The organism is Streptomyces sp. NPDC087901 (assembly GCF_044742205.1).
GTDB lineage: Bacteria > Actinomycetota > Actinomycetes > Streptomycetales > Streptomycetaceae > Streptomyces.
Map to the genome: position 1 here is coordinate 333,981 of NZ_JBIUUC010000003.1, position 13,421 is coordinate 347,401.

15 protein-coding genes are annotated in these 13,421 nt (G+C 69.8%); 9 read left to right on the forward strand and 6 right to left on the reverse strand.

Annotated features, from left to right (window positions below):
• Window positions 1-2 precede the first annotated feature (2 nt).
• From ACIOEW_RS11050 to ACIOEW_RS11070, 5 genes are all read right to left on the reverse strand, one after another.
• The gene (locus tag ACIOEW_RS11050) at window positions 3-659 is read right to left on the reverse strand and encodes a hypothetical protein (protein WP_362546271.1); all 657 of its coding nucleotides are present in this window, start codon (window positions 657-659) and stop codon (window positions 3-5) included.
• Window positions 656-1,072 (reverse strand): SseB family protein, encoded by a 417-nt coding sequence (locus tag ACIOEW_RS11055; protein ID WP_362546268.1) that lies wholly within the window; start codon window positions 1,070-1,072, stop codon window positions 656-658. The genes ACIOEW_RS11050 and ACIOEW_RS11055 overlap by 4 nt, the downstream gene beginning before the upstream one ends.
• Before the next feature lie 427 nt (window positions 1,073-1,499).
• Window positions 1,500-2,069, reverse strand: a complete 570-nt coding sequence (locus ACIOEW_RS11060) for a hypothetical protein (protein ID WP_401963308.1) — start codon at window positions 2,067-2,069, stop codon at window positions 1,500-1,502.
• A gap of 150 nt (window positions 2,070-2,219) precedes the next feature.
• A complete protein-coding gene (locus tag ACIOEW_RS11065; protein ID WP_362546262.1) occupies window positions 2,220-2,951 on the reverse strand; it encodes a DUF4328 domain-containing protein in 732 nt (243 codons plus the stop codon).
• A 221-nt stretch (window positions 2,952-3,172) separates the two neighbouring features.
• Window positions 3,173-4,771 carry a glycoside hydrolase family 20 protein gene (locus ACIOEW_RS11070; protein ID WP_401963309.1) on the reverse strand — a complete coding sequence of 533 codons (1,599 nt, stop codon included), beginning with the start codon at window positions 4,769-4,771 and terminating at the stop codon, window positions 3,173-3,175.
• Window positions 4,772-5,117: 346 nt separating this feature from the next.
• On the opposite strand from ACIOEW_RS11070, the gene ACIOEW_RS11075 reads away from it, so the two are divergent.
• The 5 genes from ACIOEW_RS11075 (at window position 5,118) to ACIOEW_RS11095 (ending at window position 9,290) form a co-directional block, all read left to right on the forward strand.
• On the forward strand, window positions 5,118-5,627 hold the full coding sequence (locus ACIOEW_RS11075; protein WP_401963310.1) for a 2-oxo-4-hydroxy-4-carboxy-5-ureidoimidazoline decarboxylase: 510 nt from the start codon (window positions 5,118-5,120) through the stop codon (window positions 5,625-5,627).
• A 242-nt stretch (window positions 5,628-5,869) separates the two neighbouring features.
• A complete protein-coding gene (gene sdhC, locus ACIOEW_RS11080; RefSeq protein WP_026249405.1) occupies window positions 5,870-6,250 on the forward strand; it encodes a succinate dehydrogenase, cytochrome b556 subunit in 381 nt (126 codons plus the stop codon).
• Between the two features lie 5 nt (window positions 6,251-6,255).
• Complete coding sequence (locus tag ACIOEW_RS11085) at window positions 6,256-6,729, forward strand: succinate dehydrogenase hydrophobic membrane anchor subunit (RefSeq protein ID WP_351001051.1); 474 nt, start codon at window positions 6,256-6,258, stop codon at window positions 6,727-6,729.
• Window positions 6,730-6,759: 30 nt separating this feature from the next.
• Window positions 6,760-8,514 carry a succinate dehydrogenase flavoprotein subunit gene (gene sdhA / locus ACIOEW_RS11090; protein WP_401963311.1) on the forward strand — a complete coding sequence of 585 codons (1,755 nt, stop codon included), beginning with the start codon at window positions 6,760-6,762 and terminating at the stop codon, window positions 8,512-8,514.
• Entirely contained in the window at window positions 8,514-9,290 is a 777-nt protein-coding gene (locus ACIOEW_RS11095; protein WP_401963312.1) for a succinate dehydrogenase iron-sulfur subunit, read from the forward strand. Before sdhA ends, ACIOEW_RS11095 begins: the two co-directional genes overlap by 1 nt.
• A gap of 563 nt (window positions 9,291-9,853) precedes the next feature.
• On the opposite strand, the gene ACIOEW_RS11100 is transcribed toward ACIOEW_RS11095, so the two are convergent.
• Window positions 9,854-10,363 (reverse strand): MarR family winged helix-turn-helix transcriptional regulator, encoded by a 510-nt coding sequence (locus tag ACIOEW_RS11100; RefSeq protein ID WP_401963314.1) that lies wholly within the window; start codon window positions 10,361-10,363, stop codon window positions 9,854-9,856.
• An 87-nt stretch (window positions 10,364-10,450) separates the two neighbouring features.
• Here ACIOEW_RS11100 and ACIOEW_RS11105 point away from each other — a divergent pair, with 87 nt between their 5' ends.
• From ACIOEW_RS11105 to ACIOEW_RS11120, 4 genes are all read left to right on the forward strand, one after another.
• Entirely contained in the window at window positions 10,451-11,677 is a 1,227-nt protein-coding gene (locus ACIOEW_RS11105; protein WP_401963316.1) for an MFS transporter, read from the forward strand.
• A gap of 67 nt (window positions 11,678-11,744) precedes the next feature.
• The gene (locus tag ACIOEW_RS11110; protein ID WP_401963318.1) at window positions 11,745-12,182 is read left to right on the forward strand and encodes a hypothetical protein; all 438 of its coding nucleotides are present in this window, start codon (window positions 11,745-11,747) and stop codon (window positions 12,180-12,182) included.
• Window positions 12,183-12,191: 9 nt separating this feature from the next.
• Window positions 12,192-12,641, forward strand: coding sequence for a thiol-disulfide oxidoreductase DCC family protein (locus ACIOEW_RS11115; protein ID WP_401963320.1), 450 nt, complete (start codon window positions 12,192-12,194; stop codon window positions 12,639-12,641).
• A 23-nt stretch (window positions 12,642-12,664) separates the two neighbouring features.
• On the forward strand, window positions 12,665-13,381 hold the full coding sequence (locus ACIOEW_RS11120) for a TetR family transcriptional regulator (protein WP_362546233.1): 717 nt from the start codon (window positions 12,665-12,667) through the stop codon (window positions 13,379-13,381).
• Window positions 13,382-13,421: the final 40 nt, after the last annotated feature.

Consider the following 13,421-nt stretch of genomic DNA (forward strand, 5'->3'; position numbering starts at 1 on the left):
AGTCAGTTCCCCCCGGACTGGCTCTGCTGCTGCGTCTGTTGGGCGCGTTCCTCCGGTGACGGGCCGAGCGTGTCGTCCAGTGCCTGGTCGAACTGGTCGTCGGAGATGCCGAGCGCGTTGTTGAACATGTCGGACTGCCGGCCGCCGTAGCCCTCGGTGAGGACGGTGCGGCCAGTGTCCTTCCAGGTCTGCCCCATGTCCTGGCTCGCCTTGTCGAACGATTCGGGGCTGTAGTCCGGGTTCAGATAGTCCGGCGTGAAGATGTCGCCCCAGTTCTGCTTGGCGATCTCCTCCTCGCTGGCGTGCGGGTTCCCCCCGAACAGGGAGTTGGCACCCACCTTGAGCGTGCCCGCGAGGTACTGGTCGTGCTCCCACTGGGTGCCCGCCGCCAGACCGAGCCGGTTCGCAAGCCCACTGGCATCCCGCACCAGAGCACGCACACCCCACTCCCAGCGCTCACAGAAGTCCTCGAAGTCGACCGCGAGACCGTGGTGACCGGCCTCCATCCCGGTCACCGCCAGCGACGAGAAACCCTTCCCCATCACCGAACCCGTGGCACCACCGAGATCACCGAGCTCGTCGATGGTCGTGTTCAGGCCCTTGGTGAACTTGGTGACGGACTCCTTGTCGAGATGCAGGTCGGCCCCGTCGCCGCTCATCGACCCGCCCCCTCTTCCGCCTCACCGGCATCGACGGCGACCGCCTCCGGAACGATGCCGACGACCGGCGGGAAGAACATCGACCCGTCCTCCGTGGCGACATCGACGGCAAGACCGGCAGGCTCCCCCAAGGACGGCACCACCTCGTCGACAATGCGCGCACCCAGCAACGCCGCGTAATCCATGGCCTGATCACCCGATGAGCGAAGCAGAGCAAACCGGGCCAGCGCGGCCTCGTCGGTGAACCCGTAGATCCACCGCACCCCGCCCAACCGCGCCGACCAGAGCCGTTCACCCACCGTCGGCACCAGAAGGACCGAACGCCGCATCTCACCCACCAGCGCCCGCGGATCACCAACACCCCGCCGGCGCTCGGCAATTTGCTCCGAAAGCGCTGCTCCAGGCTGCTCCAAGACCCCTCCCCCAGGCTCGTCTCAGTGGCCACACTGTAGGACAAGCCATTTGTGTTAGCAAAGCAGTTCGAGGTCACCGCCGGCTCAACCGGCCTCAACTGCGCCCGGTCCCCGGACCGTCCCCAACTGCCCGGCCCGCGTGTGGTTCCACGCCCGCAGGCCCGCCTTCCCCGCAGGATGCAGGTCCTCCGGCCATCCGCTCCAGGCGGGCGGGGAGGGGGCGGAGAACGCCGAGCACCACGGCCAGGCCGAGCAACACCGGGGCCACGCTGCTCTCCAGCGCACGGCTACATCGGGGAGGCCGGATCGCAGGCCGGCCGAGGGCGATGTACGGAAGTGCTCCGGGCCGGATCCACGCCATGGTCCGGCCCGTCGTCGTGCGCGGCACCGAGACACAACCCCGCACCGGAGCCGGACCGGTACCGCGTCAGCCGCGCACCCGGGCCCGTCGCGAGGCGGCGGCGCGCAGGACCCGCTGGCCCTCGGTCGACAGGTCCATCACCTGGCGCAGCCCCGCGCCGGTGGGGGCGGCGTCCCCGATCTCCGCGAGCATCTCCAGGATCCGGACCTGCCGGGCGGTCTCCCCGGACAGCAGCGGCCCCGCCCCTTCCGGATCCCCTGCCCGGCAGCGCCCGACCAGTTCCGTGGCGTCGGCGCGTACGGTGTCGTGCCCGCAGTGGATGTCGAGGGCCAGCACCGAGCACGCGCCCGCCCAGGTGCGCAGTTCCTCAACCGACCGGTCCGCGGGCGCCTCGCCGAGCAGGGTCCGGATGCGCAGGGCGGTCTCCGGCGGATCGGGCAGGGCGTCCAGCGCCGCCCGCGCCTCGGCCAGCCGGTCCGGCCAGTCGCGCGGGTCGGCGCAGCCGGCCCAGAGCGGGCGCAACGGGTCCGGTTCGGTCCCCGCGGCGGGCTGCGGCAGGCACCGGTCGAGGCAGGCGGCCCCGCTCGCGGCGAGCCCCCGGGCATCAGCGGCGGCGATCAGTTCGAGCAGGCTCATCGGCGTCTCCCGTCGGCCTCCCCGTACACGGACGTACGGGGAGGCAGCGCGTCGTCTTATCGCCTTCAGCGCCGTATGGCCGAAAATCGTCACTCGTACCGTCTGATTACCGCCGCTCAGTCCTGCCGTCGTCCGGCTCGCACCAGGTCGTCAGTGCGCCCGGCCCCAGTCGGCCCGGTCCGCCGGGATCGGCGAGGCGTCGGGAGCGGGCCCCTGCGCCGCCCGCTCGCCCTGCATCGCGGTCAGCCGGCGCACGAACAGGATCGCCAGCACGGCGGCGACGATGTCGAGCGCGTCGGCGGCCATGACCTGGTCGATGGCGTTCAGGATCTCGTCCGCCTCCTCGGCGTCCGAGTAGACCTGCCCGGTGTACCGGGAGACGATTCCCGAGCAGAGCAACGCCGCCCACCAGGCGTGCAGCAGCCGGCGCGGGGCCGGGGGCCGGTTGCTGCCGCCCGGGGAGCTCGCGGTCCAGATGCCGCTCGCGACGCGGTGAGGCAGCCAGAGCACTCCGATGGGTACGAACCAGGCGCCGATCGCCCAGCCGGGCCGCATCGAGTGGGCGTACGCGTCGAACGCCTCCGCGTTGAGCCGCACCCGGCGGAACCAGATGAGGAAGACGACGACGGTGGCCAGGAAGGTCAGCAGCTGCAGCGATCCGGCGGCCTGGTACAACATGTCGGCGCGGTCCCCGACCGCTTCGTCGTACGTCAGGAAGTCGTCGGCCATCCCCTCGCTGAGCACCTGCCACGCGTGGAAACCGGCGCCGAGCGACAGCACGTCCGCCACGACGACCGAGCCGAGCAGCACGCACACCGCCTTGCCGAGCCCGACCGGTGACCGCAGGAGACGCGTGGTCTGCGGTCCCGTCGGCGTCGGCATCAGCCCGCCCGCCCGTGAACGGCGAAAGGCGGCGCACACCGTGCACCGCCCGTCGGACGTGCCGGCAGGTCTCGTACCGCAGAGCGAGCAGAGCATGAAAGTGGAACCCCCCAGGATTCGGACGCCTACGCATGGAGCGCGCGTCCCTCCCCGGACCACGCGGCAAGCGGAAGGTAGCTTCCGCGCGCCGCGCTGTCCACGGGGTTCAGGCGGCCCGCGGCTCAGCCCCGGTCGATCTCCGTCGCCAGCGCCTTGAAGCCGTCCCAGCTGAGCTTCGGTTTGTCCGGGTCCCACAGCTTCTGGGACGTCGCCCGCAACGGCATCCGGATGCCCTGCGCCACCTGCTCCGCGGTCTGGGCGTTCGGGAAATCGCCCCAGACGGCGAACCGGCCGCCGAGGATCTGACCGGAGTAGCGCGCCGGGACCGGCGTCGTGCCGCGCAGGACGAGGGGGGTCCACTGCTCGTAGATGCGCTTGCCCGTGGGATAGACGAAGGCGTTGGGCTGGCCGAGCACGTAATAGAGGAACTCGTCGTTGAGGTTCAGCATCTTGAACCCCTCGCGCAGGTAGTCCTCCGGCGGCCGGGCGCCATACTCCTTGCCTGTCCAGTACTCGATCTCGATGTCCTTGTCGGCCCGGACGGTGCTGTCGCGGAAGAGCCCGTCGTTCCACGCCTTGGGCTTCATGCCGTGCGGCCGGACCACCGCCGCCCGGTCGTTGAGCCAGCCGGTGGCGAGGTCCTCGATGCCGGCCTGCGCCCCGTACTTCTTCACGGCCTCGCGCTGCAGCTGCGGGTACGAGGCGGCGGGATCACGCACCGTGAGTGCCTGGTACTCGTCGGCGCCCAGATGCCAGTAGGCGCCGCCGAACAGTTCGGTGTACTCGCCGAGGAGCTCGTCGACGAGCTTCGCCGCGCCCGGCTTCGAGATGTCGAGCGATCCCTTCGAGGGCACGCCCGAGACGTTGCGCAGCTGGAGCTCGGGGTGGGCGAGCAGGACCGCCCCGAGGTGGCCCGGCGAGTCGATCTCGGGGACGACCTCGATGTGCAGCCGGCCGGCCAGGGCGACGATGCGCCGCACCTCGGCCTTGGTCAGGTGCTCGGGCGACACGACCTCGGGGTGGGTGTCGGACTCGATGCGGAAGGCCTGGTCGTCGGAGAAGTGCAGGCCGAGCTGGTTGAGCTTGATGTCGGCCATGCCGCGCAGCCGGTCCTCGATCCAGCCGGCGCTGTAGTGCTTGCGCGCGATGTCGAGGTTGAGTCCGCGCTGCGGACGGTCGGGGCGGTCGCGCACCTCGCCCTCGGGCATGGTGCCGTCGGCGCGCACGGACTGCTTGAGGGTGCGGGTGCCGTAGAAGACGCCTGCCTCGGCGGGTCCGCTGATCGTGACACGTCCGTCGTGGGTCCGCAGGGAGTACGACTCGGGCCCGCCGCCGTCCTTCGGGTTCAGGGCCAGTTCCACGTCGCCCGCACGGGCCTGGGCCTCGCCCCGGTAACTGATCCTCAGCTCGCCGGCGAGCAGCTTCCCCTCGTCGGCGAGCGCCTTGTCGCCCTTTCCGATCACCACTGCGCTGCTCTTCCCCGGCTGCCAGCCGGGGCCGCGCGCGGGGGTGTGCTCCCGTACGGAGGGAATGGTGCGGGGTGCTTTCGAGAGCGGGTAGCTCCGAGTGGGGGACGGTGTGGGGGACGCGGACGGTGACGACGAGGGGGACGTCTCGGAGCCGTTCCGGTGTTCGGTGCCGGAGCTGTCGCAGGCGGCGACGGTGACGGTCGCCGCGGCCACCGCCGTCACGGCCATGAGGACGCCGCGTGAGGGTGCCATCGGTCAGAAACCTCCGGTTTCAGGGGGAAAGAGAGCAGATGGGGGGAGAAAACAGGGCGGATATGGAAGATAGCCGGGCATTCTCCTCGCTCATTCGTCCCTCAGGCATCCCGAAACTCTCCCGTCCGGGTGAAATTCGCGCATCCGTCGGACGGCCGTTGCCCAGCGTCGCTAGCTTTGAGGCACATTCGTCTCTCCCTTCACCCTGCATCCACCTGGTCTCTTCGGTCCCTCCCCACTCCAGGTTCACAGATGCCGTTGATTCGAGGAGCCCACGCTGTCCAGGTCCAGCGAGTCCCACGCCGGCCTCCCCGAGCAGCCGCAGCCTTCCGCCCGGCGGGCCGCGGTGCCCGTACAGAACCGTGGATCCGTGCCCGGCCGCAGCTCTTTCGGCCCCTACTGCCTGCGCCGGTTCAACGCGGCGCCCGTCGCCGAGGCCGAGGCCGCCCTGCTGGAGTGCTACGGCAGCCGCCGCTGGGCGCAGCGGCTGGCCGGCCACCGTCCGTACCCGGACCTGGACGCGCTGCTCGCCGCCGCCGACGAGGCGGGCTACGACCTCTCCCCCACCGACCGCACCGAGGCGCTCGCCGTCGAGGTCTCCCCTGGGCTGCCCCCGGACGCGCCGCACTCCGCCCATCTCGCGCTGGCCGCCGCGCACGCCGCGTACGAATGCAGATTCGGTCATGTCTTCGTGATCTGCCTGGACGACGTCCGGCCCGCCGAGCACCCCGACCAGGTGCTGGCCGCCATCCGGGCCCGGCTGGGGCACGAACCCGAACACGAGCGGGTGGTCACGGCGGACGAGATGCGGCGACTCGCCCGGGGACGCATCATCGAGCTGGTATCGAGTCAGTAACGGGTTGGCGGCGAGCCCCGGTGTGCCGATTCCCCGCCACAGGCGGGCAAACAGGCCTGTCGGCGCCTGTCCATAGCCCGTCCGTGCCTGATTCATTGCCACTTTGATCACACCAGAGGCCCCCGCGCGATCGAACCGACAATCCGTCGCTACGATGGCCGGGGCCGGTGGACCGTACCCGGCCGGGTCAGACCGACAGTCAAGCCGGCCGACCCCAATCCCCGCTCCCGGAGGGTTCTTCCGTGCCGGCTGGAACGCTGTACCGCGGCCGGGAAGGCATGTGGTCCTGGGTGGCTCATCGAGTCACCGGTGTCCTCATTTTCTTCTTCCTGTTCGTACATGTCCTGGACACCGCACTCGTCCGCGTCTCCCCCGAGGCATACGACGACGTCGTGTCCACGTACAAGACGCCGATCGTCGCGCTCCTCGAATACGGCCTGGTGGCCGCGATTCTCTTCCACGCGCTGAACGGTCTGCGCATCGTCGCCGTGGACTTCTGGGCCAAGGGCCCGCGCGTTCAGAAGCAGATGCTCTGGGCCGTACTGGGTATCTGGATCGTGCTGATGGTCGGGGCCCTGTACCCCGTCCTCGGCCACGCCGTACGCGAAGTATTCGGGAGCTGAGGCCAATGTCCACCGAGACTTCCGCGATCGGCGACGTCGAGGGCGCTGCCCTGTACGACGTCGACAACCCGGCGCCCGTGATCGAGCCGCCGCGCAAGCGGACCGGCAAGACCCCCAAGGGCTCGCGCACCAACTTCGAGATGTACGCCTGGCTCTTCATGCGCCTGTCGGGCATCGTGCTGGTCGTCCTCGTCATCGGCCACCTGCTGATCCAGCTGGTGCTGGACGGCGGCGTCTCCAAGATCGGCTTCGCCTTCGTGGCGGGCCGCTGGGCCTCGCCGTTCTGGCAGATGTGGGACCTGGCGATGCTGTGGCTCGCCATGCTCCACGGCGCCAACGGTCTCCGTACGGTCATCAACGACTACGCCGAACGGGACAACACCCGCTTCTGGCTGAAGATGCTGCTGTACACCGCCACGGTGTTCACCGTCCTGCTGGGCACGCTGGTGATCTTCACCTTCGACCCGAACATCCGCTAGACGCCGGGCCCGAAGGACCAGAGGTAAACCATGCAGATCCACAAGTACGACACCGTCATCGTCGGCGCCGGCGGCGCCGGCATGCGCGCGGCCATCGAGTCGACGAAGCGCAGCCGCACCGCCGTGCTGACCAAGCTCTATCCCACCCGCTCCCACACGGGCGCGGCGCAGGGCGGCATGGCCGCCGCGCTCGCCAACGTGGAGGAGGACAACTGGGAGTGGCACACCTTCGACACGATCAAGGGCGGCGACTACCTGGTCGACCAGGACGCCGCCGAGATCCTGGCGAAGGAGGCCATCGACGCCGTTCTCGACCTGGAGAAGATGGGCCTGCCGTTCGGCCGCACGCCCGAGGGCAAGATCGACCAGCGCCGGTTCGGCGGTCACTCCCGCAACCACGGTGAGGCCCCGGTCCGCCGCGCCTGCTACTCGGGCGACCGCACCGGCCACATGATCCTCCAGACGCTGTACCAGAACTGCGTCAAGGAGGGCGTGGAGTTCTTCAACGAGTTCTACGTCCTGGACCAGCTGGTCGTCGAGGAGGACGGCGTCAAGAAGTCCGCCGGCGTCGTCGCCTACGAGCTGGCCACCGGCGAGATTCACGTCTTCCAGGCGAAGTCGGTCATCTATGCCTCGGGCGGCACCGGCAAGTTCTTCAAGGTGACGTCGAACGCGCACACCCTGACCGGTGACGGCCAGGCCGCCTGCTACCGCCGCGGTCTGCCGCTGGAAGACATGGAGTTCTTCCAGTTCCACCCGACGGGCATCTGGCGCATGGGCATCCTGCTGACGGAGGGCGCCCGCGGTGAGGGCGGCATCCTCCGCAACAAGGACGGCGAGCGCTTCATGGAGAAGTACGCGCCCGTCATGAAGGACCTCGCGTCCCGTGACGTCGTGTCCCGCTCCATCTACACGGAGATCCGTGAGGGCCGCGGCTGCGGTCCGGCCGGCGACCACGTCTACCTGGACCTGACGCACCTGCCGCCGGAGCAGCTGGACGCCAAGCTCCCGGACATCACGGAGTTCGCGCGTACGTACCTCGGCATCGAGCCCTACACGGACCCGATCCCGATCCAGCCGACCGCGCACTACGCCATGGGCGGCATCCCGACCAACCTCCAGGGTGAGGTGCTGGCCGACAACACCACCGTCGTCCCGGGCCTGTACGCCGCCGGCGAGGTCGCCTGTGTCTCCGTGCACGGCGCCAACCGCCTCGGTACGAACTCGCTGCTCGACATCAACGTCTTCGGACGCCGGTCGGGCATCGCCGCCGCCGAGTACTCCGCGAAGAACGACTACGTCGGGCTTCCCGAGAACCCGGCGCAGCAGGTCATCGACCAGGTCGAGCGGCTGCGCACCTCCACGGGCACCGAGCGCGTCTCGGTGATCCGCCTGGAGCTGCAGGAGTGCATGGACGCCAACGTGATGGTGTTCCGCACCGAGCAGACGATCAAGACCGCGGTCGACAAGATCGCCGAGCTGCGCGAGCGCTACCTCAACGTGTCCATCCAGGACAAGGGCAAGCGGTTCAACACGGACCTGCTGGAGGCCATCGAGCTGGGCAACCTGCTCGACCTTGCCGAGGTCATGGCGACTTCGGCGCTGGCGCGCAAGGAGTCCCGCGGCGGTCACTACCGCGAGGACTACCCGAACCGCGACGACGTCAACTTCATGCGCCACACCATGGCGTACCGCGAGGTCGCCGAGGACGGCACCGAGTCGATCCGGCTGGACTACAAGCCGGTCGTCCAGACCCGCTACCAGCCGATGGAGCGTAAGTACTGATGGCTACCCCCACCTTGGAAAAGGCCGACAAGGCTCCCGAGCCCGAGGCCGGTTTCGCCGACTCGCCGTACATCACGGCGACCTTCCGGATCCGCCGGTTCAACCCGGAGGTCTCCGACGAGGCCCAGTGGCAGGACTTCCAGATCGAGATCGACCCGAAGGAGCGTGTGCTCGACGCCCTTCACAAGATCAAGTGGGAGACCGACGGCACGCTGACGTTCCGCCGCTCGTGCGCGCACGGCATCTGCGGTTCCGACGCGATGCGGATCAACGGCAAGAACCGGCTGGCCTGCAAGACGCTGATCAAGGACCTGAACCCGGAGAAGCCGATCACGGTCGAGGCCATCAAGGGCCTCACGGTCCTCAAGGACCTCGTGGTCGACATGGACCCGTTCTTCCAGGCCTTCCGCGACGTCATGCCCTTCCTCATCACCAAGGGGAACGAGCCGACCCGCGAGCGTCTGCAGTCCCCCGAGGACCGCGAGCGCTTCGACGACACCACCAAGTGCATCCTGTGCGCCGCGTGCACGTCCTCGTGCCCGGTGTTCTGGAACGACGGCCAGTACTTCGGCCCGGCGGCGATCGTCAACGCGCACCGCTTCATCTTCGACTCGCGTGACGAGGGCGGCGAGCAGCGCCTGGAGATCCTCAACGACCGTGACGGTGTGTGGCGTTGCCGCACCACCTTCAACTGCACGGACGCCTGCCCGCGTGGCATCGAGGTCACGAAGGCGATCCAGGAGGTCAAGCGCGCGCTGATCACGCGTCGCTTCTGATCCCACGGGATCGCCGGGACTCCCCGAGCGCACCAGAGGCCCCGTCCTCCGCAGGAACAATGCGGAGGACGGGGCCTCTTGCCGTACGAGGACTGCCCGGCGGTACGGTCGGGCTCCCCGGGCGAACGGGCCCGGGAACACTCGAAGGGGCGGGAGACCATGGCCGCGCTCCGGCATTCCGTCACCATCCTGCCCCTGGATCCGGACTGGCTCCGCGAAGTGACCGCGCTGATGTGCGACTTCGCCGAATCCACCCGGGCCCGCGGCCGGAACGTCGTCCTGGGGGACGGGACGCCCGTCGCGGATTTCCAGCTGGTCAGGGGCGCTGGCCCTCGGCCCGGACGAGCTCCGTGCCGAACCGGCGCGGCACGCGGCCGAGGGGACGGCCCGGCCTCGTAAGGAAGCCGAGAGCTCTGAGGGGGCCGAGGACCGCAAGGGGGCCGAGGACGGCGCCTGACGGGCCGGTGAGCCGGGCCGGTGCGGCGGGCCGGCGAGGCGGGGCCCTGCACCTCCTCGCGAGGCCGGTGCCACTGTCTCGCAGGGCCGGTGCGCTTCCTCTCCCGTCAGTCCCAGTCCGCGCCGCCCTTGTGCTCCGCGACCACCATGACGCGCCGCAACATGTCGTTGAACAGCGTGCGTTCGTCCTTGTCGAGCACGCCCAGCAGCCGGTACTCCTCGTGGCCGAGGATGTCCATCGCGCCGAGCCAGGTCGCGCGGCCCTCGTCCGTCAGCTCCACATCGACGCGCCGCCGGTCGGTGGTGGAGGGCTTGCGGCGGACGAATCCGCGGCGCTCCAGGGCGTCCAGACGGCCGGTGACGGAGGCGGGCGCGAGGTCGAGGTCGGCGGCGAGCTCGGAGGGGGCCGCCTTGCCGCCGCGGCCGGCGAGCTTGTGCAGCGTGTCGAACTCCTGGCGGTCCAGGTCGAAGTCGACCAGGGACTGCTCACGCACCCGGCGCAGATGGACGGAGAGCTTCTTCATCCGCGTCACCGCGCCCTCGACATCGGGGTCGAGGTCGGGAAGTACCGGCTTCCATCGCTCCACGTGGCCGTCGGTCCAGTCGCGTTGCTGCATGAGCCACAGCCTACGCCGGACCCTCCCATGTTTCGGAAGTTGATATTTCGTTGACGAATAGTTCGGTGACGAAATAGATTCCCGCCCATGCCTCACCCCTTACGCACCCGGTCCTTCCGCCTGCTCTTCGTCGGACGCAGCCTCTCGCTGCTCGGTGACGCCGCGATTCCCGCCGCACTCGGCATCGCCGTCTATCTGGCCACCGGCTCGACCGGCGACCTCGCCCTGGTGCTCGCCTGCGCGATGGTCCCGAAGCTGCTCCTGCTGCCACTCGGCGGCGTGGTCGGCGACCGCTTCAACGCCCGCACGATCGCCCTGACCACCGACCTCGTACGGTGCGTCACCCAGCTCTTCGTCGGTGCCGAACTGCTCTCCGGAACACCCGCGTTGTGGCAGATCGCCGTGGCCGAGGCGATCGGCGGCGCCGCCGGAGCCTTCTCGATGCCCACCGTCGCGCCGCTGATCCGCGGCACCGTACCGGAGTCCGGACTGCTGCGCGCCAACGCCCTGATGGCCGTGGCCGGCAGCGCGACCCGGATCGGCGGCCCGGCCGTCGCCGGGGCGCTGGTGTTCACCGCGGGGTCGGGCTGGGCCTTCGTCCTGGACGGCGCGAGCTTCGCGGTGAGCGCCGCACTGCTGGCCGCCATCGACGTCCGGCACGTCCCCATCCCGCGGCGCTCACTGATCGCCGACCTCAAGGAGGGCTGGGGCGAGGTCCGAAGCCGCGACTGGTACTGGACCAGCCTGATCGCCCACGCCGTCTGGAACGGTGCGGCCGCCGTCCTGATGACGGTGGGCCCGGCACTCTTCCTCCGCGACCTGGGCGGCAAGGGCGCCTGGGTGGCCTTCCTCCAGACCGGAGCCGTCGGCCTGCTGCTCGGATCGCTGGTGGCCGGCCGCGCCCGGCCGCGCCGCCCGGTCCTGATCGCCAACCTCGGCCTCGCCTTCTACGCGCTCCCGCTCTGCCTGCTGGCCGCACACGCCCCCGTCGCCGTGGCCGTCGTCGCGTACGGGATCGCACTTGCCGGACTCGGCTTCCTCAACCCGGTCTGGGAGACCGCCGTCCAGTCCGCCGTCCCCGCGCACGCGCTCGCCCGGGTGACCTCGTACGACTGGCTGCTCTCGCTCGGCGCGATGCCGCTGGGCTACACCCTGGCCCCGCTCGCCGCTTCCGCGTGGGGCGCCGAAGTCCCGCTGGCCGTGGCCGGGCTGATGGTCGGTGCGGCCTGCCTGGCCACCGCGGCCGTACCGGGCGTACGGAACTTCAGGCCGCCCGCGAAGAGCGTGACGGCCGCCACCGAAGCCGCGGCTTGAACATGTTCAAAGATGGGTCTACAGTCCATGACAACAGCATTTGAACGCGTTCAAGGGAGGGTGGGGCATGGACCTCACTGTTGTCGCGTACGTCATCTATCTGCTCATCAGCGTGGCGCTCACCATCTGGGTGGCCCGCACGCTCAGCCGCAACGGCAAGGTCTTCCTCGCCGATGTGCTGCACGGGAACGAGAAGCTCGCAGACGCCGTCAACCACCTGCTGGTGGTGGGCTTCTACCTGGTCAACCTGGGGTTCGTGACGCTCTACCTGAAGAACTCCGACGGTGTCGCCGACGCCCGGCAGCTCTTCGAGGCACTGTCGGTCAAGGTCGGCGTCGTCCTGCTCGTCCTCGGGGTCATGCACCTGGGCAACGTCTACGTACTCAACAAGATCCGTCGCCGGGGCCTGATGGAACGCGAGCAGACCCCGCCCGTCGCGCCGCAGGGCTGGATGGGTCCGGGCCCGGGGCAGGGACCGTGGGCCGCGCACGCCCCCAGGGCGTGAGGACCGGCCATGACGACCCGCACCGATGGGCGGCGGCTGTCCGTCGAACGGCTCACCGTGCTCTACGACGCACAGTGCTCGCTCTGCGTCCACCTGCGCCAGTGGCTGATGAGCCGGCGTCAGCTGGTCCCGCTCGACCTGGTGCCGGCTGACTCCGCGGAGGCGCACCGCCGCTTTCCCGGCCTCGACCACTCCGGGACGCTGGAGGAGATCACGGTGATCGGTGACCGGGGGCAGATCTACCGCTCCACCTCCGCGTGGATCGTCTGCCTCTGGGCGCTGGACGGGTACCGGCCGACGGCCCACTGGCTGACCACCCCGGCCGGCCGGCCGTTCGCCCGGGCGACCGTCCTCGCCGCCGCCAAGTACCGCTCCCTGACGGCCGAGCCGTGCCGCACGGACGGTGGCCAAGGTGCGGGCGGGGAGTGCCGGGTACAGGGCCCCGGCCCGAGAACGTAGCCGGTCCGGATACCCTCGGGACCGTGGTGAAGGAAGAGAACGACGTGAAGGAAGTCAAGGCTCCCAAGAGCGAGCAGACCCGCACACTCATCCTCGAAACCGCGCTCCGGCTCTTCGCCGAACGCGGCTACGACAAGACGACGATGCGGGCCATCGCCCAGGAGGCCGGCGTCTCCGTAGGGAACGCGTACTACTACTTCTCGTCCAAGGAACATCTCGTCCAGGGTTTCTACGACCGGATCGCCGCCGAGCACGAAGCGGCGGTGCAGCAGGTCCTGGCCGGCGACAAGGACCTCGCGGTACGCATCCGCGGGGTCCTGCTCTGCTGGCTGGACGTGGCGGAGCCCTACCACCGCTTCGCCGCCCAGTTCTTCAAGAACGCCGCGGACCCCGAAAGCCCGCTCAGCCCGTTCTCGCAGGACTCGGTCGCCGCGCGTGAGGCGGCGATCTCCATCCACGAGCGCTGTCTGGCGGGTTCCGGCACCAGGATCGACCCCGAACTGGCCGAGCTGCTGCCCCAGCTGATGTGGCTGAACCAGATGGGCCTGGTGCTGTACTGGGTCTACGACCGGACGGACGACGCCGAACGCAGCCGCCGCCTCGTCGAGCGCACTGCCCCGATCGTCGCGCGGGCCATCGCCCTGTCCCGGTTCCGGGTACTGCGGCCGCTCGTGCGCCAGGTCTACGAGGTGCTGGAGGAGTTCCTGCCCGGAGCGACGGGCCGGGCGGCGGCCAGGTAACGACGGCCGGGCAGCGGCGGAAACGACCGAGCGGCCGTCC